The following is a 23919-nucleotide window of genomic DNA, read 5'->3' as shown; positions in this document are numbered from 1 at the left end:
CCTTTCAGTGGGCGTTCATGAACGCATCGAAGACGGCGACCGTGCCGAGCGGGTTCTCGATCTGGGGGCCGTGGTAGCTCTCGGCGATCACCTCGTACGACGCACCGAGACGCGACGCCATGTCCGCCTGCCACGGGATCGGCCAGGCGCCGTCCCAGACGCCGTGCGCCACGAGCACCGGCAGTCCGGTCGCGCGGAGTTCCTCGGTGGTGTCGGCGCGGTCCTCGAGGATCGCCGCGCCGCCGAGGACGCTGAGGACGCTCGTGTGGTCGAAGCGTTCGCGGACCATCCGGGCGTCGTCGGGGAGTTCGGCGTCGGGGCGGCCGGCCCAGAGCGGGTTCTGCGCGTCGAACAGCGCACGGTTGGAGCACGTGTCGGCGACGATCGTCTTCTCGGCGGCCTTGCGGTACGACCAGCCGTGCGGGCCGGAGCAGAACATCGTCACGTCGCGGAACGACGTCGGCGAGGCGATCGCTGCGGCGCGGACGATCACGCCGCCGAGCGAGTGGCCGACGAGGTGGACCGGAGCGCCGTCGTCGAGCAGTCCGGCGACACGGACGACGTCGGCGGCCTCCTGCTCGAGCGTGTACGCCGTGCGGTCGTCGGGCGAGACCGAGTCGGCCTGTCCACGGCGGCTGATCGCCACCGCCGACCACCCGGCGTCGCGGAGGAGCGGCAGGAACGTGCGCCAGTCCTCCTTGGAGCCGGTGTAGCCCGGGACGATGAGCACGACGCCCTTCGACACCCCGGACGGCACGATCCGGTACGCCGTGAGGCGGCCGATCGGCAGGTCGATGCCGACGACGTCGACCCCGTCCGGCGTCGGCAGGTGGCCGAACGCCGGCACCGCCGGGAGGTCGTGCAGCGTGGTCACAGCCGGCCCCGCTCACCGACCGAGCTCGCAGGCTCGCTCGGCACTGGCGTCGCGGCGCCGCTTCGCGACGCTCCCAGCTCCAGCGTGCGGCGGGGGTTCGGCACGGCGTCGAGCAGGGCGATCGTGTACGGGTCCTGCGGGTTCTGCAGCACCTCGGCCGTCCGTCCCCGCTCGACCACGGCACCCTCGTGGAGCACCATGATGTCGTCGGTGATGAGCCGCGCGCTGAGCAGGTCGTGCGTGATGTAGAGGAGCGAGACGCCCCACTGCTCGCGCAGGTCCTCGAGCAGGGCGAGCACGCCGGCGCGCAACGTCACGTCGAGCATCGAGACCGGCTCGTCGGCGATGATCACCTGCGGGTCGGACGCGAGTGCCCGGGCGATGACGACGCGCTGCCGCTGCCCACCGGAGAGCTGGTGCGGGAGCTTCTGCGCGAACTGCTCGACCGGGGTCAGGCCCACGGTCTCGAGGAGCTCGAGCACGCGGCGCCGGGCGTCCTGCCCCGTCAGGTCCGTGTAGTTCGCGATCGGGCGGGACAGCGTGTACTCCACGGTGTGCAGCGGGTTGAGCGCCGCGTACGGGTCCTGGAACACCATCTGCACCTCGGAGCGGAGGTCCCGCAGGCCGCGCTTGCCCAGGCGTGCGACGTCGAGGTCGCCGAACCGGACGGTGCCGGTCGTCGGCTTCTCGACCCCGGTCAGGAGCTTCGCGATGGTCGACTTTCCCGAACCGGACTGACCGACCAGGGCGAGCGACTGCCCCGGCTCGAGGGTGAACGACACGTCGCGCACCGCCTGCACGGGCTGCTCGCCGCGGCGCGGAGCCGGGTAGGTCTTCACGATGTTCGAGACGACGATCGGGTTCTTCGCCGCCGAGCGCTCACGCGACCCGACGGTGCTGAACGACGACGTGGCCTCCTGCCGCTTCTCGCCGGACGTCGCACGCTGCGACCGGTCCGGGAACCCGGGCAGGGACACGATCTCGGCCCGCGGGTCGGCGTAGTGCGACAGCAGCATCTGCGTGTACTCGTCCTGCGGGTTGCGCAGGAGCTCCTTCGAGCCGCCGTCCTCGACGATGCGGCCCTCGTGCATGACGAGCACGCGCTCGGTGGCCTCGAGCACGATGCCGAGGTCGTGGCTGATCAGGATCGCCGTGAAGCCCTCGGCCTGCTGCAGCTCGATGATCGTGTCCATGACGGCGTGCTGCACGAGCACGTCGAGTGCCGTGGTCGGTTCGTCGAACACCATGAGCTGCGGTTCGAGCGACAGGGCCAGGGCGATCGAGACACGCTGCCGCATGCCGCCGGAGAGCTCCCCGGGGAACCGGGCGAGCATCGACGTCGGCAGCTTCACCTTCTCGATGAGCTCCTTCATCCGGGCGTCCCACCGGTCGCGCGACACGTGGCCGTGCGCCTTGAAGATGTCGATGAAGTGGTTCCGGACGGTGCGCACCGGGTTGAGCGCGTTCATGCCGGACTGCAGCACCATCGCGAAGCCGCCCTGGCGCTGCTGCCGGAGCGCTTCCTCGTCGAGGTCACGGATGTCGTGACCGTTGAAGACGATGCTGCCGCCGTTCGTCCGCGCCGGCGGCTTCTGCAGACGCGTCAGCGCGTAGCCGAGCGTCGACTTGCCCGAACCGGACTCGCCGACGAGGCCGACGAACTCGCCCTTCCGCAAGCTGAACGACACGTGGTCGACCGCCTGGACGGCCGTCTGGCCGGCCGATTCGTACACGACCGACAGGTCGCGGACGTCCAGCAGGACGCTCTGGGCGTCACCACCGTCGGACGGGAGGCCCGTGGCGGCGCCGTCCCGCGCCTCCAGGCCGTCTGCTGGTTGCGTCGTACGCGAGCCGCTCATGCGGTCGCCTCCTTGCGCTTCGGGCGCGCGCCTTCGCGCAGCCGCGGGTTGGACACGGCGTCGACGCCGAAGTTGATCAGGGTGAGGCTCATCGCGAGCAGCGCGATGCAGAGGCCGGGGGCGAAGAGCAGGATCCACTGGCCGGTGAGCAGCGCGTTGGAGTTCTGCGCCCAGTAGAGGATCGTGCCCCAGCTGACGATCGACGAGTCGCCGAGCCCGAGGAACTCGAGGCCCGCCTCGGCCAGGATCGCGCTCGTGGCCGCTCCGAAGAACGAGCCGACGATGAGCGAGGTCATGTTCGGCAGGATCTCGCGGAACACGATGCGGGTCGCACCGTCACCGGAGAACTGCGCGGCCGTCACGAAGTCGCGACCACGCAGGGACTGCGTCTGGCTGCGCAGGACGCGAGCGCCCCAGGCCCAGCCGGTGACGACGATCACCGCGATGATGACGGCGATGCCGCCGTTCTGCAGGTACGCCGCGATGACGATCATCAGGGGCAGGCCCGGGATGACCAGGAACAGGTTCACGATGAAGCCGATGACCTCGCCGATCCACCCGCGGACGTAGCCCCAGCTGAGGCCGATCGCCACGGCGACGAGCGTCGACAGGATGCCGGCGACGGCACCCACCATCACGGAGATCCGTGCGCCGTAGATGATCTGGGACAGGACGTCCTCGCCGGCGGCGGTGGTGCCCATCCAGTGGTCGGCGGTCGCGTCGGCGGACCGGGCGAAGCCGTTCTGGCTGGCACCGTACGGGGCCAGGAGCGGCGCGAAGATCGCGACCAGCACGAACACCGCGAGGATGATGATGCCGATCCGGGCCTTCGAGTTCGACCAGACGACGCCGAACTGGCGGGCGATGCTCTTCCACTTGGAAGGAGCCTGTTGTTCGTCGGTGTCCTGGGTCCGGACAGCGACAGTGGCGTTGTTGGTCATCGGCGCGTCCTCGGGTCCAGGACGCCGTACATGACGTCCACGATGAAGTTGGCGATGAGCACCGACACGGTGATCATCAGGAAGAGGGCCTGCATCAGCGGGTAGTCCTGCCCGATGACGGCGTTGAACAGCAGGTAGCCGATGCCGGGGTAGCCGAAGACCTGCTCGACCAGCACCGAACCGCCGACCACGCCACCGAGTGCCAGCCCGAAGCCGGTCAGGTTCGGCAGGATCGCGTTCCGCGCCGCGTACCGGACGGCCACGGTGCGGCCGCGCAGACCGTTCGCCTCGGCGAAGGTCACGTAGTCGTCACCGAGCGTGTTGATCATCGCGTTGCGCATGCCGATGATCCAGCCGCCGAGGCTCGTCACCAGGATCGTCACCGCGGGCAGCACCGCGTGCTGCAGGGCATCGGCCGCGAACGCTCCGTTGAGCCCCGGGGTGGTGGTCGCCGAGTAGGCGCCCGTCGTCGGGAACCAGTGCAGGACGTAGCCGAGGAAGAACAGCAGGAGCAGGGCGGTCCAGAAGTACGGGAACGTCGACATGAACGACCCCGACAGCGTCGGGAGCGAGTCCAGCCAGGTGCCGCGCTTCCACGCCGCCGCGACGCCGATCAGGGTGCCGAGGACGAACGCGAGGATCGTCACGACGCCGACCAGGATGAGCGTGTACGGCAGGGCCTTCGACACGAGGTCACCGACCGGCTGCGGGTAGAACGTGTAGCTCACCCCGAAGTCGAGCGTGACGACCTGGTGCAGGTAGTTGACGTACTGGTCCCACAGGTTGCCCGTGGGGACGCCGAGCTGGGCCTCGATGGCCTTCTTGGTGGCTTCGGTGACGGGGCCGTTCTGGCTGAGCTTCGCCAGCGCGGCGTCCGACGGACTGCCCGGCATGAGGCGCGGGAGCACGAAGTTCAGCGTGACCGCGGCCCAGAGGGTCAGGACGAAGAGGACGAGTTTCTGGAGGATGTACTTCACTTCTGGTCCTCTTGCTGCTTCAGGATCTCCTGGCCGGCTGCGCTGTCCCGGAGCCGGAGCTTCGAGAAGATGAGCAGCGGTGCGGAGTCGTAGTTCTGCGGGGCCATGTACGGGTCCTCGGCGCTGGGCCAACCGACGAACTTGCCGGTGTTGAACAGCCCCCAGAGCCCGCCGTAGTACATGCCGATCACGGGCAGCTCGTCGTACACGATCTCCTGCAGCTGGTTGAGGATCTCCTGCTGCTTCGCCGTGTCCGTCGTCGCCTTGTACTCGTCGAGGAGCTTCTGGGTGTCGGCGTTCTTGTAGCGCTCGTAGTTGTTCACCGTCGACTTGCCGACCGGCTGGTAGAAGTCGCTGCTGAGCAGGGAGTTGAACGCCTGGTAGACGTCACCGTTGCCCATGCCGCCCATCGCCATGTCGAACGTGCCGTTGTTGATGTTCTGCTGGTAGCCGGCGGGCTGCGGTGCCTGGATCGTCACCTTCACGCCGATGGCCGTCAGGTCGCGACGGACCTCCTGCGCGGCACGGAGCCAGTCCGAGTAGCCGTTCGCGGTCATGATGGTGATGGACAGCTGCTTGCCGTCCTTCATGATCTTCCCGCCCTGCTCAGTCCAGCCGGACTTCGCGAACGCGGCCTTCGCAGCGTCGACGTCCTGCGTGATCATGCCCCTGTCCGGGATGTCCGGGTTGAGGTACTTCTCCTGGTTCGGCAGGATCAGGCCGGTCTGGCCCGCTGCCGCCAGGTTGCCCTCGGACGCGGTCTCGGCGATGTCGTCACGGTTCAGCGCGAGCGAGATGCCCTTGCGGACGTTGACGTCGTTGTACGGGGCCTTCGTCAGGTTCGGGATGAGGCCGATCACACCACCGGCCGGGAACCACCACTGGTTGGTCTTCGACGCGGCGCCCCAGGTGCCCTTGACGTCCGAGATGAACGAGTACGCCCAGTCGTAGCCGCGGGTGACGGTGTCGAGCTGCGTGTTCGTCGCCGGCAGGATGAGGTGCTTGATGGCGATCTTGTCGGCCTGCCAGTACGTCGGGTTCTTGTCCATCGAGTACTGCTGGTCGGTGTAGTTGCCGAGCACGAACGGACCGGTGCCGACCGGGTTCGGGTCCCGCCAGGTGGTCGGGTCCTTCACGCCGCCCCAGTGCTGCTCACCGAGGATGTACGTCGCGCCGATGATGTTCAGGCTGGGCACGTCGTCGCTCTTGAGGTGGAAGACGACGTGGTCGCCGTCCACCTCGATGCTCTTGATGTGCTGCCAGGCGCCCTTGACGTCCATCGCCGGGAACTTCTTCAGCAGGTCGAACGTGAAGGCGACGTCCTTCGCCGAGAACGGCGACCCGTCGGACCACTCGACGCCCTGGCGGATCGTCATGTCGATCGTGCTGGCGTCCGGCTGGCTCCACTTGCTGGCGAGCCACGGGGTGCCCTTGCCGTCGAGGGGGTTGATCTCGATGAGCGGCTCGTACATCCACTTGGAGGCCGTGCGGGCGTTCGCGATGTACGGGTTGAAGTTGCGGTCGAACAGCGGGTTGCCGTGGTCCGCGTTGATGAGCATCGTGTCCTTGCCGATCGTGGGATCGGGTTCGGACCGGACCTGGATGCTGCAGCCGGTGGCCATGAGGGCCACGGCTGCGAGCCCGGCGATCGCCGCGACGAGGCGGCCGCGTCGTCGGGTGCTGCCGGGGCGCGTTCCGGGAGCGCGGGTCCCGGGGTCGCGCTTGCCGCGCGTGCGCTGTGGGGGAAGCGTCATTGCTCGGTCGACCTCCGTGTCGAATCGGTACTGGGTCAATGTATGCGCTTACATCGCGTCGCGCAACACCGGGGTTCCGTGCCGGGGTGGTACGCAGTGGCGGGCGGCGGCAGCGAGCGTCGGAGCGAGGGTCGGAGCGAGGGTCGGAGCGAGGGTCGCTGCGCACGGTGCGCGTTCCGTCGCCGGGTGCGAGGCTGCCCGCTCCGTGCGCGGTTACAGGCCCGCACCGGGCGGTCAACGTCGCACGGGATGACCAAAGCCGCACGGTGCGGACGCACCGCCGCGCCGCTCGCCGCGCCGCTCGCCGCGCCGCGCCGCTCGCCGTGCCGCTCGCCGCCTCGCTCGCCGCGCCACGCGCCGCACCGCTCGTCACAGCGCCGGCGGGCAGCTCTCGCGCAACAGCACCTCGACCGGCAGGCGGACGGCGCGCGGCGGTCCCTCGCGGCGGTCGAGCCGGTCGACGATCGCCCGCACCGCAGCACGCCCGAGCTCCCCCATCGGCTGGTGCACGGTGGTGAGCCGCGGCGACGAGAAGCGCCCGGCGTCGATGCCGTCGAACCCGGTGACGACGACGTCCTCGGGCACGCGCAGGCCCCGGGCGGTGGCGGCATCGAGCACCCCGAGCGCCGACTGGTCGTTCGAGCACACGATGGCCCGGGGCACCTCGTCCGCCAGCAGCGTCGCCGCCAGCTCCCGCGCCCGCGCCCGGCCGAAGTCGCCGTGCACCACCCGGACCGACGACGCCGGCACCCCGTGGTCCGCCAACGCCGACCGGAAGCCGGTCGAGCGCTCCATGTCGTCCGGCGAGTCGATCGGGCCCGCGACGTACGCGAGCGACCGGATGCCGAGCCGCCCGATCACGTGCGACGCGAGCGTCCGCATGCCGGCGCTGTTGTCCACGCTCACGGAGTCGAACCCGTGCGACCGCCGGTCGTCGGCGAGCACCACGACCGGGATCCGACGGGCGACGTGCTCGAGGAGGTCGTCCGGGACGGTCTGTGCGAGCACCGCGAGGCCGTCCACCCGGCCGGCGACGTCGTTGACGATCACGTCGCGCGAGGACCCCCGACCGGCGGCGACCATGAGCGCGAGTCCGCGCTGCCAGGCCTCGGTCTCGGCGCCGCGCAGGACCTCGTCGAAGTACAGGTTCGAGGAGAACGGCTGGGTCACGTGGCGGCGGTCGTCGACCACGCGGACGCCCCCGTCGGTGACCAGGTCCGGCCGTTCGTCGGGCACCACGTCGAACCCGGGCAGCAACAGTCCGACGACGCCGGTGCGCTTGCCGGCGAGGGCTCGGGCGTTGCCGGAGGGCACGTAGCCGAGGCTGCGGATCGCCGCCTGGACGCGGTCGCGGGTGCCCTCGCGGACGGCGTCCGGCGTGCGGAGCACGCGCGAGACGGTCGCGATCGAGACGTTCGCGGCACTGGCCACGTCGTAGACCGTGGGAGGTGCGGTACGTGGTGCAGCCAAGCCGTGCCTCCCGTCCGACGTCCGCTGGTGCGCACCGGGGCGGCGCGGCCGCACCATCCTAGGCACGGTCCGTGACGGCACTTCTCCACATGTGACGAAAGCCCTTGCGGCGGCCGGAGCGACCGCGCGACACTGTCACGACCTCAGTACGTCCCGTGAGGAAGCGCACCGGCGGGCAGGATGCCCGCGCACACCACGATGCCCACACGCAGGGGAAGGACACCGACATGTCACAGGCGACACGATCCGGAAGCAAGCTGGCGAACCGCGCGAGCCACGACGAGGCCGAGGTGCGCGACGCGCTGCTCGAGCGCACCGCCGGCGGCGGTTCGACGTTCGACCAGCTCGACGCGACAGAGGAGCGCGCGGACCGCCCGTAGCGGGTCACGTCCGGCGTCGACCGGGCGACGGCCAGGAGGCGCGGACCGGCAGCTGCTGTCGGGTCGCGTCTCCGGGGGCGGTCGCGTCCAGTGCCCTGCTCGCGTCACGGCGGACCGGGTCACGCGCCGCGCGTCCCGCCGGGCCCCGCGGTTCGTGCTCCGTCAGGTCACGCGGTTCGCGCCCCGTCAGGTCACGCGGTTCGCATCAGCGCTCGGTGGCCCCGACGATCGTCATGCCCGCGCCGCGCAGTCGGCGGCGCTCCTGTGCGATCCAGCCGAGCAACCGGTCGTTCGTCCCGGCGACGTGCGCTGCGACGAGCCTGGCCGCACGGTCGGCGTCGCCGTCGCGCACGGCGTCGATGATGGCGCTGTGCTCGTCCCATGCGGCGTCGCGTGCCTCGGGCGTGCGGACCTCGATCCACCGGGTGCGCTCGAGACGGGTCAGGGCATCGGCGATCGCGTCGGTGATGAACCGGTTGCCGCCGAGCGCCGCCAGGTCGAGGTGGAACGTCGAGCCCATCCGGATGCCGGCCTGCTGGTCGGGTGTCGGGCGCAGTGCGTCGAGGTGCCCGCGGACCTCGGCGAGTTGTTCGGCGCTCGCCCGCTCGACCGCGAGTCGGGTGGCGGCGGGTTCGAGCACGCCCCGGAGTTCGGCGAGCGAGGCGATCTCGTCGAGGTCGATCGGGGTGACCGTCCACGAGCGCCCCTCGTGCAGGATGAGGCCCTCGCGCTCGAGCCGCGACAGTGCGGCACGGACGGGGGTCCGCGAGGCGTGGAACCGCGCTTCGAGACCGCGCTCCGAGATACGCTCGCCCGGCGCGATGTCGAGCGTCAGGATCGCGGCACGCAGGTTGTCGTAGAGCTGGGCCGTCTGCGACACCGGGGTTGCATCGGTCGTGTCGGTCACGGCCAACAACTCTAGCGGGGACACCGTCGGAATGGTATACCGTTGTGGTATACCAATTGCTTCCGATATGAAACGATGCGAGCCACCACGATGACCGCGACCGCCGCACCCCCGACGCCCACCACGATCGGCCGCCGAGCGTGGACGATGCTCGCGCTCGGGGTCGCCGCGCAGGCCGCCGGGACCCTGGTGGTGACGGCTCCCGCTCTGCTCATCCCGTACCTGCACGCGAACGGCACGTCCCTGACCGTGGCGGGCGTGCTCGCCGCTGCACCGACGTTCGGCATGGTCCTGACGCTCATCGCCTGGGGCGCCATCACCGACCGGATCGGCGAGCGGATCGTGATCGCCGGCGGACTCGTGCTGACGACCCTCGCGGTGGTCGGGGCATGGCTCGCCGCGGGCGACCCGGTCCTGCTCGGGCTGGCCTTCCTGCTGGGCGGCATGACGAGCGCGTCGACGAACGCCGCGAGCGGCCGGGTCGTCGTGGGGTGGTTCCCGAAGGAGCGGCGCGGGCTCGCGATGGGCATCCGGCAGATGTCGCAGCCGCTCGGGGTGACGCTCGCGGCCGTCACCGTGCCGCAGCTCGCCGAGGGGTCCGGGATCCGCGCGGCCCTCGTCCTGCCGATCGTCCTCTGCGCCGTGCTCGCGGTGCTCTGCGCCATCGGCATCCAGAACCCGCCACGACCGGCCCGGCACACGGCACCGGCCGACGCGACCGCGAACCCGTACCGGGCGAGCGGGTTCCTCTGGCGGATCCACGCGGTGTCGATCCTGCTCGTGGTGCCGCAGTTCACCCTGTCGACCTACGGGCTGGTGTGGCTCGTCGGACTGGGCTGGTCGACGGCCGCGGCAGGGCTGCTCGTCGGGGCGTCGCAGTTCGTCGGGGCGATCGGACGGATTCTGGTCGGGGTCTGGAGCGACCGGGCCGGCTCACGCGTCGGGCCGCTGCGGGTCGTCGTCGTGAGCGCCGCCGTCGTGATGGGGCTGCTCGCACTCGTGGACGTCACGCACCTGGCCGCTGGAGCCGTGTTCCTGGTGATCGCGACGAGCGTCACCGTGGCGGACAACGGGCTGGCCTACACGTCGGTCGCCGAGGCGGCCGGGCCGTTCTGGTCCGGTCGGGCCCTCGGGACGCAGAACACCGGGCAGTTCATCGCGGCGAGCGCCGTCGGCCCGGGCATCGGCGCGTTGGTGACGGCGCTCGGGTTCGCGGCGTCGTTCGGCATCGTGGCCGTGCTGCCGCTGCTGGCTCTGCCGCTGGTCCCGCGCGCGGACCGGTCGCACGACTGAACCGCGCGGAGTGGGGGGCGCCGAGGTTCCACGACTCGCCGCGCGCGGTGTGGGGGCCGCCGAGGTCCCACGACTGACCCGCGCGGAGTGGGGCCGCAGAGGTTCCAAGACTCGCCGCACGCGGTTCGCCGAGGTTCCGGAGAACCGCGGCGCGAGCCCCGAGATGCCGAGATTTCGGAACCTCGGGGCGCGCACTCCCCGGGGGGGGGGGGGGAGAGAGAACAAGCGCTAGGCGGGGACCACCGGGCCGACGGGCCAGCGGAGCAGCGCGGCGGCGGGAGCGCCACCGGGCAGCGACGCGGCGTTGACGAGCACGAGCTCGGCGTCGGTCAGCATCGCGGCCCGCACGAGCGCGCACACCGCCGGCACCGCCCCGATCACCGGCGTCCCCGCGGCCTGCTCCGGTGCGGTGGCGACCCACGGCGCCCCGGCGAGCGCGAGCAGCGTCCGGTCGCCGATGGCCACGGCGTCGAGGGCGACGGTCGCGCCCTGGGCCTGCTGCAGCGCCTCGACGACGGGTCCGAGGCCGGTGACGACCTGGTTGTCGCCACGGCCGACGTGCGTGCGGAGCGAGTCCTCGAGGTCGTGGCGGCGGGTGGCGACGACGCGGGCGAGTGCGGTCTCGACGTGCTCGACGAACGCCTGCTTCGAGCCGGCGTCGGCTCGCGGGTCGCCCGGGAACACCGAGACGAGTGCACGGGTCTCGGACGAGAGTGCCTTCACCAGCAGCTCGCGGGCGGTGACGTCACCGGCGACGACGACGAGTCCGGGGCGGATCGTCCGAACGGCCTCGTCGACGGCGGCAGCGGTCTCCGACGAGTTCTGCTTCCAGATCTCCTCGGTGTGCTGCTGCCAGTGCGGCTGCTTCCACCCGGTGCCGGCCTTGGCGTAGTGCAGGGTGTCGTTCCGGCCCGCCACCTGCTGCTCGGACGCGTCGGCCGCGACCGGGGCGTGCCCGAGGCGGTAGGCACGGAAGGCCCCGCCCTCCTTGCCGGCGTGGACCACCAGGAACGGGAGGTCGACGGGACGGTGGGCGACGAGCGGCACGAGGTCCGGCACGGCTCCGACGCCGACGGACTCCGATCCGTGCAGCGGCCCGGGCAGGACCTCGCTCAGCACGACCTCGCCGTCGTGCACGAGCACGTACCGGGTGACGGGCGAGGGGACGCCGGGCTCCTGCTCGAACTCGGTGGCGACGGCGTCGACGACCTCGTCGGACGCACCCTGTGCCCGGAGCCCCTCCTCGACACCGCGGAGCTTGAGCGCCGCCTGTCGTCGGGGATCCTCGACGTTGCCGGAGACGTCGGCGTAGGCCCAGGCCCAGGTGCCGCCGCCCTCCAGTCGCTCTCCCAGGATCCGGTGCAGTTCGCTCGTCGCGTTGGTCGACGTCATGGCAGCTCCTCTCGGACGGTTGCCGGAGCCGATGAGCTCCGGCGCTCTCACGTGCGACCACACTCCACCTCGCCGCCACCGGGCGTCCACAGTCGGGAGCGAACACCCAGGCGCGAATCTGCAACGACGCTCGGTTTTGTGGTTGGCTGACCTGGACCCCGAATCGACGACGAACCGGAGTGCGGCAATGACGCCACGACCACGACCCATCTCCAGACGACAACTCCTGGGCTTCGGCATCGGCACGGCGGCGGCAGGGCTGCTCGCCGGCTGCGCGGTCCCCGGTTCCACCAACGTGAACAAGGCCGCCCTCGTGCCGGCCGCCGCGTCGGGCGAGACCGTCCAGCTCACCTACTGGGCCTGGTTGAAGGACCTGCAGAAGGTCTGCGACGTCTGGAACAAGACGCACCCGAACATCCAGGTGTCGGCGAACTGGATCCCCGGTGGCAACAGCGGCGGGTACCAGAAGATGTACTCCGCGCTGGCAGCCGGCGGCGGTCCGGACATCGGTCAGGTCGAGCTCCGGCAGATCCCCGAGTTCATGCTCGCCAACGGTCTCGTCGACCTCGCCCGCTACGGCGCGAAGGACTTCGAGTCGAAGTACGACGAGGCGGCGTGGGCGCAGGTGTCCTTCGTCGACGGCATCTACGGCATCCCGCAGGACACCGGCCCCATGGGGTTCTACTACCAGACCGCCCTGCTCGAGCAGGCCGGCGGCGAACCCCCGACGACGTGGGACGAGTGGCGGGACCTGGCCGAGAAGGTCCGGAAGACGGGCAAGCAGAACTACCTCGAGGTGTTCCCGGTCTCGGACGCGTCACCGTTCGCCGCGTACGCACAGCAGGCCGGCGCCCGCTGGTTCAAGGTCGACGGTGACGAGTGGGTCGTCGACATGACCGACGACAAGACCCTGATGGTCGCGGACTTCTTCGACGGGGTCATCGACGACGAGCTCGTCGACACCAGTGCCGGTGCGTACTCCCCCGGCTGGTACGCCTCGGCCGCGAGCGGCAAGATCGCCGCGGTCACGAGCGCGAGCTGGGGTGACGCCCTGATCGAGTCCGTGCAGGGCGGCGAGGGCAAGTGGAAGGTCGCCCCGATGCAGAAGTGGGGCGCCGACGGCTTCGGCTCGAGCGCCATCGGCGGCTCGACGGCGGCGGTCCTGGCGAACGCGAAGCACCCGAGGGAAGCGCTCGAGTTCATCACCTGGATGACCACCTCGAAGGAGGGCATCGACGCGATGATCAAGCACTGCGGCATCGGCTGGTCGCCCGCGGTCGACTACATCGGCAAGCAGCGTGAGCAGCCGTCGAAGTGGTTCTCCGGCCAGAACTACAACGAGGACGTCTTCGTGCCGGCCTCGAAGGAGCAGAACATCGACTGGTCGTGGTCCCCCGTGACCCAGTCGGCGTTCACGAGTCTGCAGAACCAGTTCCGCCGCAAGCTCACCTCCGGCCTCAAGCTCTCCGACGCGGTGGAACTCGCGCAGCGGGAGATCGTCCAGTCCTTCAAGGACAAGGGCCTCAGCGTCAGGACGGCACGATGAGCCAGCAGACCAGCACGCGACCCGCCTTCCGCACGAGCACGAAGGCCACGAGTGCGCAGAAGCGTGCCCCGTGGATCTTGCTCGCGCCGTTCCTGGCCCTGTTCCTGCTGACGTTCATCATCCCGATCATCAGCGCCCTGTTCCAGTCGTTCACGACCGTCGACCGTGAGGGCCTGTTCGGCGAGGACGGCGTCGTCGGCAAGTTCGCCGGCTTCGACAACTACGCGATCGCGCTGCAGGACTCCGGCTTCGTCGCCTCGATCGGCCGCATGCTGCTCTTCGGCATCGTGCAGGTCCCGGTGATGATCATCGCCTGCACGATCCTGGCGCTGCTGCTCGAGTCGGCGAGCGCCCGCTGGCCGGGCTTCTTCCGCGCGATCTACTTCATGCCGTACGGCGTCCCCGGCGTCATCGCGACGATCCTGTGGTCGTTCCTGTACGTGCCCGGCCTGTCGCCGATCGTCTCGCTGCTGCAGTCGATGGGGCTGCAGCCGGACTTCCTCGGCGCCAACAGCGTGCTGTGGTCGATCGCGAACATCGTCACGTGGACCTACACGGGCTACAACATGCTCATCATCGTGGCGCAGCTCAAGTCGATCCCCGGCGAGGTCTACGAGGCCGCCAAGATGGACGGCGCCGGACCCTTCCAGGTCGCGTGGCGGATCCAGATCCCGCTCATCGCGCCGGCACTGGTGCTCACCACGGTCTTCTCGATCATCGGCACGCTGCAGCTCTTCGCGGAGCCGCAGATCCTGTCCACGGTCGCCCCGGCGATCGACACCGAGTACACGCCGAACTACGCCGCGTACACGAACGCGTTCGCGTTCAACGAGTACGGCGTCGCGAGTGCGCAGGCGGTGATCATCGCGCTGGCCGCGTTCATCCTGTCGTTCGCGTTCCTCGCGTTGACGAACCGCGCGCCGAAGGACGAACGCGACCGGCGCAAGCGCGCCAAGCGTGACGGCCTGGAGGCCCGTACCGCGCTCCAGACGCGCGCTGCGGCGGGCAGCACGGTCACCACCACAGCCGACCCGGGCCTCCAGTCCGGTCGCGTCGCGACCACCGAAGGGACTGACCGATGACCAGCGAAGCCATCGAAGCGCCGGCCACGGCGAAGACCGCCGTCCCCGTGGACACCACGTCGATCTCGGCGCACCAGCGCCGCAAGCTCGACCGGTCTCCCCGCTCGCAGATCGTCGTGACGGGCATCCTCGTCATCGTCGCGCTGTACTTCCTCGTCCCGCTGTACTGGGTGGTCATCGCCGCGACGAAGACGACCGGCGCGCTGTTCTCGACGAACGGGTTCTGGTTCGGCGGCGAGTTCGCACTGTGGAGCAACCTGCAGCAGGTGTTCACCTACGACGGCGGCATCTTCGTCCGGTGGATCGCGAACAGCATCCTGTACTCCGGCGTCGGTGCGGTCCTGGCGACCTACTTCGCCGCGGCCGGCGGGTACGCCCTGGCGAAGTACGACTTCAAGGGTCGGCAGTTCGTGTTCGGCACGATCCTCGGCGGCGTGCTCGTGCCCGGGACCGCGACGGCGCTGCCGCTGTTCCTGCTGTTCTCGACGCTGGGCCTGACCGACACGTACTGGAGCGTGCTCATCCCGAGCCTCGTCTCCCCGTTCGGCCTGTTCCTGTGCCGGGTGTACGCAGCGGCGTCGGTGGACACCACGCTCCTCGAACAGGCACGCATCGACGGTGCCAGCGAGCTCCGGATCTTCCACACCGTCGTGCTCCGGCAGATGACCCCGGCCCTGGTGACCGTGTTCCTGTTCCAGGTCGTCGGCATCTGGAACAACTTCTTCCTGCCGCTCATCATGCTGGCAGACCAGAAGCTGTACCCGATCACACTGGGGTTGAACAACTGGCGCTCGCAGGTCGACCGCCTGCCGGAGTTCTACCAGCTCACCACCGGCGGGGTGCTCGTCTCGGTCATCCCGCTCGTCATCGCCATCATCGTCCTGCAGCGCTTCTGGCGCGGGGGCCTCACGGAAGGATCGGTCAAGGGTTGACCAACTCCGCACTCGACGACCTCCACTCGACCTCGCCGGGTTCGGCATCACGGCTCCCTCCGCGGGCCGCGCTCCACACCGACGCACCCTCGCTGTCGCTCAACGGCGACTGGCGCTTCCGGTGGTCGCCGGTCGCATCGGTGTCCGACGCGTTCGCGACCGACGCTGCCGTGGAGGACGACCCCGCGTGGGGCGAGCTGCCGGTGCCGTCGCACTGGGTGCTGCACGGGCACGGGTCGCCGAGCTACACGAACCTGCAGTACCCGTTCCCGATCGACCCGCCGCACCCGCCGGACGAGAACCCCACCGGCGATCACCGGCGCACGTTCGAGCTGCCGGCGTCCTTCGCGGCGGCCGGTCGGGTGCTGCTGCGGTTCGACGGGGTCGAGTCGCACTTCCGGGTGTGGCTGAACGGCACGCTCGTGGGCTGGTCGACCGGGTCCCGTCTGGCGACCGAGTTCGACGTCACGCAGCTGCTCCGTCCCGGGTCGAACGACCTGGCCGTGCGGGTGCACCAGTGGTCGGCGGCCTCGTACCTGGAGGACCAGGACCAGTGGTGGCTGCCGGGGATCTTCCGCGACGTCACGCTGCTCGCCCGTCCGACGGCGCCGATCGACGACGTGTTCGTCAGGGCTTCCTGGGCGCCCACGTTGGGCAGTGCCGCGACGGCCGGGACGGCTGCGTCCGGACGCCCGGCGACCGGCAGCGGGACGATCACGTTCCCGACGCTGGACGCTGGATTCCCGGTGCGGTTCGCGGTGCCCGACCTGGGCGTCGACGTGACGTGGGCGACGGCTGACGAGGTCGCGCCGATCGAGGTCGAGGGCGTCGAGCCGTGGAGCGCGGAGCTGCCGAAGCTGTACGACGCGACGGTGTCGACCGGCACCGACGCCAGCGGTGCCGCCGGTGGTGAGACCGTCTCGTTGCGGCTCGGCTTCCGCACCGTGTCGATCGAGGGCGACCGGTTCCTGGTGAACGGCGAGCGCGTGGTGTTCCACGGCGTGAACCGACACGAGACCCACCCCGTCCGCGGCCGCGTCTTCGACGAGGAGCACGCCCGCGCGGACATGGCGCTCATGAAGCGCAACAACGTCAACGCGATCCGCACCTCGCACTACCCGCCGCACCCCCGCGTGCTGGACCTCGCCGACGAGCTCGGCTTCTGGGTGATCCTGGAGACCGACCTCGAGACCCACGGGTTCATCTTCACCGGCTGGGTCGGCAACCCCTCCGATGACCCGGCCTGGGCGAACGCCTACCTCGACCGCGTCGCACGGACCGTCGAGCGGGACAAGAACCACCCGTCCATCGTGATGTGGTCGCTCGGCAACGAGTCCGGCACCGGCCGGAACCTGGCGGCGATGTCGCAGTGGGTGCACGACCGCGACGCCGAGCGCCCCGTGCACTACGAGGGCGACTACACGGGCGAGTACACCGACGTGTACTCGCGGATGTACCCGTCGCTGCAGGAGACCGAGTCCATCGGTGGCGGCACCCCGACGCCCCTGCTCGGCTGCGGCCCGGCCGAGGCCGCACGGCAGCGCTCGAAGCCGTTCATCCACTGCGAGTACGTCCACGCGATGGGCAACGGCCCCGGCCAGATCGCCGAGTACGAGGCCCTGGTCGACCGGTACCCGCGCCTGCACGGCGGGTTCGTGTGGGAGTGGCGCGACCACGGACTCCTGGCGCAGACGGCGTCCGGCCAGGACTACTACGCCTACGGCGGCGACTTCCACGAGGTCGTGCACGACGGCAACTTCGTGATGGACGGCCTGGTGCTGCCCGACGACTCCCCGACCCCGGGGCTCGCCGAGTTCGCGGCCGTGGTCGCGCCGATCCGCCTGGCGGTGTCGGACACCACGATCCTGGTCGAGAACCGGTACCACTCGGCCTCGACCGCCGGGCTGCGGTTCTGCTGGACCCTGTCGCGGAACGGCGTCGTCGAGGCCTCCGGTCGGTTCGCCGCCGGTGTGGTGGCCGCCCGCGAGTCGGCGACCGTCCCGGTGCCGTCCGAGGTGCTCGACGCGGCCACCGCCGAACTCGCACCCGGCGACGAACTCTGGCTCGACCTGACCGCCGAACTGGCGGGCCCGACCGCGTGGGCGGACACCGGCCACGTCGTCGCACGCACCCAGCGGCTCGTCGCGAGCCGTGTGGCGGACGCACCACGGGCCTCCCGGCAGGGGTGGGACGGCGACCGTCTCGGCGACGGGACGTTCTCGGACCGCGGCGACCTGGTGTCCTGGAAGGGACACGAGGTCGCAGGACCCCGCCTGGAGCTCTGGCGCGCCCCGACCGACAACGACCGGCTGGCGTCGCAGGGCGGCTACGAGACGGCGGACCCGGTGCTGACGCACGGTGTCGGTGACCCGGACGCTCCCCCGTCGGCCTCGCGCTGGCGGGACCGTGGACTGGACCGGCTGACCCACCGCCTGGTGTCAGTGGCACGGACCGACTCCGGCCTGGAACAGCGGGTGCGGGTGGCGGCGGCGAACAGCGGCTGGGGCCTCGACGTCACGCACCGCTGGACCCTGACGTCCGACGGGCTGGTGCTGCAGACCGACGCGGTGCCGTTCGGGGCGTGGGACGTCACCTGGCCGCGGATCGGGGTGCGGTTCGACCTGCCCGCTGGGTTGGCCGACGAGACGGCCACGTGGTTCGGCACCGGGCCGCTCGAGTCGTACGCCGACTCGTCGCACGCTGCCCGGGTCGGCCGGTTCACCGCTCCGGTGCGGTCGCTCGGGGTCGAGTACTCGCGGCCGCAGGAGACCGGGCACCGGCCTGCTCTGCGCTCGTTGTCCGTCGGGCCGTTCACGGTGTCGACCGTGGGGTCGCACCGTGCGGGCTTCACCCTGTCGCCGTGGACCGCGCAGCAGATCGACCGCGCCGAGCACCCGTACGAACTGCCGACGTCGGACCACCTGTACCTGTACCTCGACGCGGCACAGCACGGGCTCGGCAGCCGGGCGTGCGGCCTCGACGTGCTGCCGGAGCACCAGCTCTGGCCGCAGGCGTTCAGTTGGAGCGTGGCGCTGGCGTAGGGCGGGGTCGGGTCTTCCGGAACCAGGTTCCGGACACAGCACCGCGCATCGGCGTGGTTCCGTGTCCGGAACCTGGTTTCGTCGTTTCGCGCCGCGCTACGCGTCGGCGGACAGGGCGCGCAGGGCCTCGGGGTCGCTCGCGTTCAGGAAGTCGGTCAGGCGCTCGGGCTCGCCGGGCTCGTCGATCGCCTCGGCCGCACGGCGCAGCGCGAACAGGGCACGGAGCACGCCCCGGTTCGGCTCGTGCGACCACGGCACCGGACCGGCACCGCGCCACCCGGCCTTGCGCAGGGCGTCGAGCCCACGGTGGTACCCGACACGGGCGTAGGCGTACGACTCGAGCGCCGCGCCACGCTCCCAGGCCTCGTCGGCGAGCAGGGCCCACGCCAGGCTCGACGACGGGTGCGACACCACCACGCTGGCGACGGGGGCGTCGGCGGCGAGTGCCGCGGTCACCTCGGGTTCGGCGGGGAGCAGGGTCTCGGGGTTCGTCGACGGGTTCGGCAACAGGTTCTCCGGCATGCCCCCAGCCTGTCATCCCTTGCGCGTCCCCGTGGCCGGGATTACCGTGGGAGGCACCTCGTCGTCATCACGAGGCCCCCGGGGCGGGAGACCGACCGGCGGCACGGATGGCGGACACGGGGGTCCCCGACGGAAGAAGACGGATTGCTGTCGATCACCGGTTCTGCTCAGCCCACGCGCTGACACCGTGATCGCGCGCCCCGTCGGGCGCTCCACCGCACAGCGGTGGGTTCGGTGTCGTGCGCCCAGCATCGACACCGGGAGGCATTCCCATGCCCAGCAGTCCATCCGTCGTCCTGCACGACGTCACCTTCGCCTGGCCCGACGGCACCGTCGCGCTCGACCACCTCACCGCCGCCTTCGGGCGTGGCCGGACCGGCCTGGTCGGGAGGAACGGGGCCGGCAAGTCCACGCTGGTCCGGCTCGCGACCGGCCGGCTCCACCCCACGTCGGGCACCATCTCGACGTCCGGCCCCGTCGACCACCTGCCGCAACGCCTGGCAACCGGGACCGACGACGCCGTCGCCGACCTGCTCGGCATCCGGTCGACGCTCACCGCACTCCGGGCCGTCCTGTCCGGTGACGCGTCCCCCGAGCACTTCGAGGCGGTCGGCGACGACTGGGACCTCGAGGAACGCGCTGCCGCAGCGATCGCGAGCGTCGGACTCGACGGCGCCGACCTGGAACGCCCGGTGTCGACGCTGTCCGGCGGGCAGTCCGTGCTCGTGGCCGTCGCCGGGGTGCGGTTGCGCGGCCGTCCGATCGCGTTCCTCGACGAGCCGACGAACAACCTGGACCGTCGGGCACGAGGGCTCCTGCTCGACCTGGTCGACGACTGGCGCGGCACCCTCGTGGTGGTCAGTCACGACCGGGAACTCCTCGAGCACGTCGACGAGACGTGCGAGCTCCGCGCCGGTGCGATGACCGTGTTCGGCGGGACGTTCAGTGCGTTCGAGGAGCACGTGGCCGTGCAGCAGGCGGCCGTCGAACGGGAGGTCCGGGTCGCCGAACAGCGACACCGCACCGAGAAGCGGCAGCGCATCGAGGCCGAGACGAAGATCGCCCGACGGGCTCGCGCCGGGGTGAAGGCCGTCGAGAACATGCCGAAGGGCTACGCGAACGAGCTGCGGAAGAAGGGCGAGCAGACCGCCGGCCGGCTGCGCGTCGGGTACGCGGACGACGAGGCCGTTGCGCTCGAGACGAAGCGGGAGGCACAGCTCCGGCTCCGCGACGACGAGTCCATCCACGTGACCCTGCCCGCCCCGGACGTCCCGGCGTCACGGCAGATCGCGACCGTCACGGTGCGTGGACGGGACGTCATCGTGCAGGGGCCGGAGCGGATCGCGGTCACCGGGGACAACGGCGTCGGCAAGTCCACCCTGCTCGAACAGCTCGTCGGTTCGCCGGAGGCCCGGGAGCACCCGCTGCCCGACACCGGTGCCGTCGCCCACGTCGAGCGGATCGCCTACCTGCCGCAGCGGAAGGACACCCTCGACGACTCCGCCACGGTGCTCGACAACGTGCGACGGGACGCCCCGCACGTCGCCGTCGCCGAGGTCCGGAACCGCCTCGCGAAGTTCCTGGTGCGCGGCGACACCGTCGACCGGCTCGCCGGGGCGCTGTCCGGCGGGGAGCGCTTCCGGGTGGCGTTGGCGAGCCTGGTGCTGGCGGACCCGCCGCCGCAGTTGCTGGTGCTCGACGAGCCGACGAACGACCTCGACCTGACGAGTGTCGACCAGCTCGTCGACGCGTTGCGGGCCTACCGCGGCGCGCTCGTCGTGGTCAGCCACGACGAGACGTTCCTCGACCGGCTCGAGCTCGACGCGCGCATCGAGCTGTCGTAGCCCGCTGTCAGCGCCGTCGGGTCGGTCGGATCGCGAGCGACTCGACGGTGCCGCGCTCCGGCAGGTCGACGACCGTCCGGACGGCGGCGGCCACGTCCTCCGGCGCCAGGTAGTACGCGGTATCGTAGTCCTCGCCGAGCTTCTCGGTCAGCGCCCGCTGCATGTCCGAGTCCGTCCGGCCCGGGTGCACGCTCGAGACCCGGACGCCGTTCGCCCGCTCTTCTTCGCGCAGGGCGTCGGCGAAGGCCCGTAGTGCGAACTTGGACGCCGCGTACACACCACCGCCGGGGCCGGAGTGGAACCCCGAGCCGCTGTTGATCGGCACGACGATGCCCCGAGCCGCCCGGAGTGCCGGCAGCGCCACCCGGGTGAGCTCGGCGACCGCGAACAGGTTCGTGGCGAAGACCTGCTCCCACACGGCACGCGCGGTGTCGGCGATGGTCGTGCCCTGCTCGACACCGGCGGAGTGCACGAGCACGTCGAGCCGGTCGGGCAGCGGCGGCAGGTCCCCCGCGCCGAGGTCACCGACGAACGGCACGGCGCTCGGCAGCTCGGCGACGAGGGCGTCCACTGCCTCGGCGTTCCGCCCGCCGACGAACACGTGGTGGGTGCGACCGAGGTCGGTCGCGATCGCGCGGCCGATGCCGCGGGTGGCACCGGTCACCAGGGCGACCGGACGGTTCTGGAGCTGTTCTGTCGTCACGTGGGCCAGCCTACGGAAGCCGGGCCGGGCCTCCCGTCCGCGTCCGGGATCTGTGGAGAACCGTCACCGCGACGACCATCGCGACGACCAGGACGGCCACCGCTGCGATGCCCCACGGCGAGCCGGCCAGCGCGGCGACGACCGCCCAGAACACCGCGAGCCCGACGGTGGCGTAGAGGAAGGCCCACGCAACGCACCCCGGCACCATCGCGATCGTGTACCGCCACCACGCCACGCGGGCGAGCCCCGCGGCCGCGTTCATCACCGTCTGCAGCCCGACCACCACGAAGCTCACCGTCACCACCGGCAGGCCCCATCGTTCGAGGAGCACTGAGCCGCGGCGGACCGCCGGCGAGTGCAACCAACGACCCCAGCGGGAGCGCGAGACACCCGTCACCGCGAGACGCGCGACCCAGTACGTGGCCTGCGCGCGGCAGAACACGATCACGAAGAGCGCGAGGACGAGCTGCCAGAACGGCAGCCCGTCGAGGAAGGCGGGCACGGTCGCACCGTAGCGCGCCGACCCCCGCGGACGCCTGGAGTACGTCAGTATCTGGTACATGGAACGTCACACAGCCGCCACCGAGCGCATGCGGCTCTTCTACGTCGATGACTCGGGGAGCGCCGAGCACGGCGGGCTGATCGTGTACGCCTGGGTCGAGGTGTCGCCGACGTCGTGGGCGCCCGCCCTCCGCACCTGGCTCGATCTCCGGAAGGAACTGGCACGGGACTTCGGGATACCGGTCTCGCGGGAACTGCACTGCACGCACTACACCCAGGGTCGCGGCAAGGTGGCAGACCACCCGCCGGCGCGACACGTTGCGCAGAGCGCAGACGGAACGACAATCGTCCTGTGGAAGGACCTCGGGCGCGAAGTCGCCGAGCGATGCCTGCGGACCCTCACTTTCCTTCCCGGTGTCCGTGTGGGATCGGTCTTCCGGTGGGTACCTGAGGGCGGGAAGGCCTGGGGTGCCGCGAAGTACGAGACGTACGCCGATCTCGTGGCGATGATCGATCGCGAGCTGGCCGCCGAGGACGCCTTCGGGATCATCACGATGGACGGTGACGACGAGAACTACCGATCCGCGCATCGTGCCCTTCCGCTGGCGACGCGCCGAGTGCTCGAGGACCCGGTGGCACATGACAGCCGTCGTTCGCAGTGGGCGCAGATCGCCGACCTCGTGGCGTACACGGTGAACATCCACCTCAACCGGCACCCACGCAACGCGTTCGGATGGGATTGGTACGACCAGCACCTGCGACCCCTGGACCGAAACGGTGCGCCGTTGCACGTGCCCGGAGAAACAGCTAGACCCGCCTGATCCACGAGAGTGGGGCGGGTCCGCTGCACCAGTTTACCGGATTCGGTCAGTCGCCGTCGGCGCCCTGCCGGATCCTGATCCCCTCGAGCACGTCCTGCGCCCGCTTCTCGTCCTGCTTCTCGATCTGGCGGGTGTCGCGCTCGGGGAGCTGGATGTCCTCCTCCGCCCGGATGCCTGCCTGCAGCTGCCGGCCGCGCTCGAGCTCGGCGTCGAACTCGGCACCGAAGAGCAGCGCGTTGTTCGTGATCCAGAGCCACAGCAGGAACACGATGACCCCACCGAGGGAGCCGTACGTGGCGTTGTAGTTCGAGAAGTTGGCGACGTAGAACCCGAAGCCGACGCTCGCGATGATCAGGATGAGGATCGCCAGGATCGACCCACCGCTCACCCACCGGAACTTCGGCTGCTTGACGTTCGGCGCCCAGTAGTAGAGCACCGCGACGACGATGATCGCGACGACGAGCAGGATCGGCCACTGCACGATCAGCAGGACCGTCGCGGCGGCGTCGCCGAGTCCGATCACGTCGCCGAAGCTCCGCGCGAGCGGGCCCGAGACGAGCACGAGCAGGCCGACGACGAGCATGACGACGGTGAACACCGTCACGCCGAGCATGGTCGGGCGGAGCTTCCAGATCGGCCGGCCCTCGCGGACGTTGTAGATCCGGTTCATCGCCCGGCCGAAGGCGCCGACGTACCCGGAAGCCGACCAGATCGCGCCGACGATGCCGACCACGAACGTGATGCCGGCGGCGGGCGACCGGACGAGACCCTCGATCGGGTCCCTCAGCAGGTCGACGACGCTCTGCGACCCGACGTTGCCGATGATCGTCAGCAGGGAGTCGATGGTCTTCTGCGGGTCGGACACGAGGCCCAGGATCGAGACGATCGCCAGCAGTCCGGGGAAGAGCGCGAGCACCGTGTAGTACGTCAGGCTCGCCGCGAGGTCGGTGCACTGGTCGCCGGTGAACTCGCGCAGCGTCTTCTTCAGCGTGTAGACGAGCGTGGGCTTGGTGAGGTCGGTGGGGCTGTCCGGCTTCCGGGAGTCGTCCGGGTCCGGCTTCTGCTGCTCCTGCGCCATCG

Annotated in this window: 20 protein-coding genes; 8 read left to right on the top strand and 12 right to left on the bottom strand. The window is 70.6% G+C overall.

The window, feature by feature from the left end:
* Positions 1 to 4 precede the first annotated feature (4 nt).
* From EDF23_RS15555 to EDF23_RS15530, 6 genes are all read right to left on the bottom strand, one after another.
* Entirely contained in the window at positions 5 to 874 is an 870-nt protein-coding gene (locus EDF23_RS15555) for an alpha/beta fold hydrolase (RefSeq protein ID WP_131922166.1), read from the bottom strand.
* Positions 871 to 2733: an ABC transporter ATP-binding protein gene (locus EDF23_RS15550; protein ID WP_243648952.1), complete on the bottom strand. Its 1863-nt coding sequence runs from the start codon at positions 2731 to 2733 to the stop codon at positions 871 to 873. Before EDF23_RS15550 ends, EDF23_RS15555 begins: the two co-directional genes overlap by 4 nt.
* Positions 2730 to 3674, bottom strand: coding sequence for an ABC transporter permease (locus EDF23_RS15545; protein ID WP_123293511.1), 945 nt, complete (start codon positions 3672 to 3674; stop codon positions 2730 to 2732). Before EDF23_RS15545 ends, EDF23_RS15550 begins: the two co-directional genes overlap by 4 nt.
* Positions 3671 to 4651 (bottom strand): ABC transporter permease, encoded by a 981-nt coding sequence (locus tag EDF23_RS15540; RefSeq protein ID WP_111085432.1) that lies wholly within the window; start codon positions 4649 to 4651, stop codon positions 3671 to 3673. The genes EDF23_RS15545 and EDF23_RS15540 overlap by 4 nt, the downstream gene beginning before the upstream one ends.
* Positions 4648 to 6405 carry an ABC transporter substrate-binding protein gene (locus tag EDF23_RS15535; RefSeq protein ID WP_243648951.1) on the bottom strand — a complete coding sequence of 586 codons (1758 nt, stop codon included), beginning with the start codon at positions 6403 to 6405 and terminating at the stop codon, positions 4648 to 4650. The genes EDF23_RS15540 and EDF23_RS15535 overlap by 4 nt, the downstream gene beginning before the upstream one ends.
* A 369-nt stretch (positions 6406 to 6774) precedes the next feature.
* Entirely contained in the window at positions 6775 to 7836 is a 1062-nt protein-coding gene (locus EDF23_RS15530) for a LacI family DNA-binding transcriptional regulator (RefSeq protein WP_243648950.1), read from the bottom strand.
* 266 nt (positions 7837 to 8102) lie between these two features.
* Between EDF23_RS15530 and EDF23_RS19325 the strand changes: the two genes are divergently transcribed.
* Positions 8103 to 8255 carry a hypothetical protein gene (locus EDF23_RS19325; protein ID WP_165901153.1) on the top strand — a complete coding sequence of 51 codons (153 nt, stop codon included), beginning with the start codon at positions 8103 to 8105 and terminating at the stop codon, positions 8253 to 8255.
* Between the two features lie 205 nt (positions 8256 to 8460).
* Here EDF23_RS19325 and EDF23_RS15525 read toward each other — a convergent pair whose 3' ends face one another.
* On the bottom strand, positions 8461 to 9162 hold the full coding sequence (locus EDF23_RS15525; RefSeq protein WP_243648949.1) for a GntR family transcriptional regulator: 702 nt from the start codon (positions 9160 to 9162) through the stop codon (positions 8461 to 8463).
* Between the two features lie 75 nt (positions 9163 to 9237).
* Here EDF23_RS15525 and EDF23_RS15520 point away from each other — a divergent pair, with 75 nt between their 5' ends.
* Positions 9238 to 10455, top strand: a complete 1218-nt coding sequence (locus EDF23_RS15520; protein ID WP_243648948.1) for an MFS transporter — start codon at positions 9238 to 9240, stop codon at positions 10453 to 10455.
* Between the two features lie 228 nt (positions 10456 to 10683).
* Here the strand turns inward: EDF23_RS15520 and EDF23_RS15515 are convergent, their stop codons facing one another.
* Positions 10684 to 11847, bottom strand: coding sequence for a hypothetical protein (locus EDF23_RS15515; protein WP_131922164.1), 1164 nt, complete (start codon positions 11845 to 11847; stop codon positions 10684 to 10686).
* 187 nt (positions 11848 to 12034) lie between these two features.
* Between EDF23_RS15515 and EDF23_RS15510 the strand changes: the two genes are divergently transcribed.
* The 4 genes from EDF23_RS15510 to EDF23_RS15495 are packed head-to-tail and all read left to right on the top strand — an operon-like array spanning position 12035 to position 18448.
* Complete coding sequence (locus EDF23_RS15510; RefSeq protein WP_131922162.1) at positions 12035 to 13393, top strand: sugar ABC transporter substrate-binding protein; 1359 nt, start codon at positions 12035 to 12037, stop codon at positions 13391 to 13393.
* Positions 13390 to 14475, top strand: a complete 1086-nt coding sequence (locus EDF23_RS15505; protein WP_131922160.1) for a sugar ABC transporter permease — start codon at positions 13390 to 13392, stop codon at positions 14473 to 14475. Before EDF23_RS15510 ends, EDF23_RS15505 begins: the two co-directional genes overlap by 4 nt.
* Positions 14472 to 15407: a carbohydrate ABC transporter permease gene (locus tag EDF23_RS15500; RefSeq protein ID WP_111085425.1), complete on the top strand. Its 936-nt coding sequence runs from the start codon at positions 14472 to 14474 to the stop codon at positions 15405 to 15407. The genes EDF23_RS15505 and EDF23_RS15500 overlap by 4 nt, the downstream gene beginning before the upstream one ends.
* Positions 15404 to 18448 (top strand): glycoside hydrolase family 2 TIM barrel-domain containing protein, encoded by a 3045-nt coding sequence (locus tag EDF23_RS15495; protein ID WP_131922159.1) that lies wholly within the window; start codon positions 15404 to 15406, stop codon positions 18446 to 18448. Before EDF23_RS15500 ends, EDF23_RS15495 begins: the two co-directional genes overlap by 4 nt.
* A 96-nt stretch (positions 18449 to 18544) precedes the next feature.
* Here the strand turns inward: EDF23_RS15495 and EDF23_RS15490 are convergent, their stop codons facing one another.
* Positions 18545 to 18970: a DUF3151 domain-containing protein gene (locus EDF23_RS15490; protein ID WP_131922158.1), complete on the bottom strand. Its 426-nt coding sequence runs from the start codon at positions 18968 to 18970 to the stop codon at positions 18545 to 18547.
* A 272-nt stretch (positions 18971 to 19242) separates the two neighbouring features.
* On the opposite strand from EDF23_RS15490, the gene EDF23_RS15485 reads away from it, so the two are divergent.
* Entirely contained in the window at positions 19243 to 20814 is a 1572-nt protein-coding gene (locus EDF23_RS15485) for an ABC-F family ATP-binding cassette domain-containing protein (RefSeq protein WP_131922157.1), read from the top strand.
* 7 nt (positions 20815 to 20821) lie between these two features.
* Here the strand turns inward: EDF23_RS15485 and EDF23_RS15480 are convergent, their stop codons facing one another.
* Both EDF23_RS15480 and EDF23_RS15475 read right to left on the bottom strand, forming a co-directional pair.
* Complete coding sequence (locus EDF23_RS15480; protein ID WP_131922156.1) at positions 20822 to 21517, bottom strand: SDR family oxidoreductase; 696 nt, start codon at positions 21515 to 21517, stop codon at positions 20822 to 20824.
* Positions 21518 to 21527: 10 nt separating this feature from the next.
* Positions 21528 to 22019: a VTT domain-containing protein gene (locus tag EDF23_RS15475; protein WP_131922155.1), complete on the bottom strand. Its 492-nt coding sequence runs from the start codon at positions 22017 to 22019 to the stop codon at positions 21528 to 21530.
* A 58-nt stretch (positions 22020 to 22077) separates the two neighbouring features.
* Here EDF23_RS15475 and EDF23_RS19320 point away from each other — a divergent pair, with 58 nt between their 5' ends.
* The gene (locus EDF23_RS19320) at positions 22078 to 22839 is read left to right on the top strand and encodes a DUF3800 domain-containing protein (RefSeq protein WP_165901152.1); all 762 of its coding nucleotides are present in this window, start codon (positions 22078 to 22080) and stop codon (positions 22837 to 22839) included.
* A 46-nt stretch (positions 22840 to 22885) separates the two neighbouring features.
* Here EDF23_RS19320 and EDF23_RS15465 read toward each other — a convergent pair whose 3' ends face one another.
* Positions 22886 to 23917, bottom strand: coding sequence for a YihY/virulence factor BrkB family protein (locus EDF23_RS15465; RefSeq protein WP_131922154.1), 1032 nt, complete (start codon positions 23915 to 23917; stop codon positions 22886 to 22888).
* Positions 23918 to 23919 lie beyond the last annotated feature (2 nt).

The organism is Curtobacterium sp. PhB128, from assembly GCF_004340725.1.
Taxonomy (GTDB): Bacteria; Actinomycetota; Actinomycetes; order Actinomycetales; family Microbacteriaceae; genus Curtobacterium.
The sequence above is the reverse complement of the archived record's forward strand: the minus strand, read 5'-3'. Positions and strand labels throughout refer to the sequence as shown.

Coding starts and splice junctions, on each gene's coding strand:
- EDF23_RS15510 (WP_131922162.1), top strand. CDS start 12,035: ATGACGCCACGACCACGACCCATCTCCAGACGACAACTCCTGGGCTTC.
- EDF23_RS15550 (WP_243648952.1), bottom strand. CDS start 2,733: ATGAGCGGCTCGCGTACGACGCAACCAGCAGACGGCCTGGAGGCGCGG.
- EDF23_RS19325 (WP_165901153.1), top strand. CDS start 8,103: ATGTCACAGGCGACACGATCCGGAAGCAAGCTGGCGAACCGCGCGAGC.
- EDF23_RS15500 (WP_111085425.1), top strand. CDS start 14,472: ATGACCAGCGAAGCCATCGAAGCGCCGGCCACGGCGAAGACCGCCGTC.
- EDF23_RS15485 (WP_131922157.1), top strand. CDS start 19,243: ATGCCCAGCAGTCCATCCGTCGTCCTGCACGACGTCACCTTCGCCTGG.
- EDF23_RS15545 (WP_123293511.1), bottom strand. CDS start 3,674: ATGACCAACAACGCCACTGTCGCTGTCCGGACCCAGGACACCGACGAA.
- EDF23_RS19320 (WP_165901152.1), top strand. CDS start 22,078: ATGGAACGTCACACAGCCGCCACCGAGCGCATGCGGCTCTTCTACGTC.
- EDF23_RS15520 (WP_243648948.1), top strand. CDS start 9,238: ATGCGAGCCACCACGATGACCGCGACCGCCGCACCCCCGACGCCCACC.
- EDF23_RS15505 (WP_131922160.1), top strand. CDS start 13,390: ATGAGCCAGCAGACCAGCACGCGACCCGCCTTCCGCACGAGCACGAAG.
- EDF23_RS15465 (WP_131922154.1), bottom strand. CDS start 23,917: ATGGCGCAGGAGCAGCAGAAGCCGGACCCGGACGACTCCCGGAAGCCG.
- EDF23_RS15535 (WP_243648951.1), bottom strand. CDS start 6,405: ATGACGCTTCCCCCACAGCGCACGCGCGGCAAGCGCGACCCCGGGACC.
- EDF23_RS15515 (WP_131922164.1), bottom strand. CDS start 11,847: ATGACGTCGACCAACGCGACGAGCGAACTGCACCGGATCCTGGGAGAG.
- EDF23_RS15490 (WP_131922158.1), bottom strand. CDS start 18,970: ATGCCGGAGAACCTGTTGCCGAACCCGTCGACGAACCCCGAGACCCTG.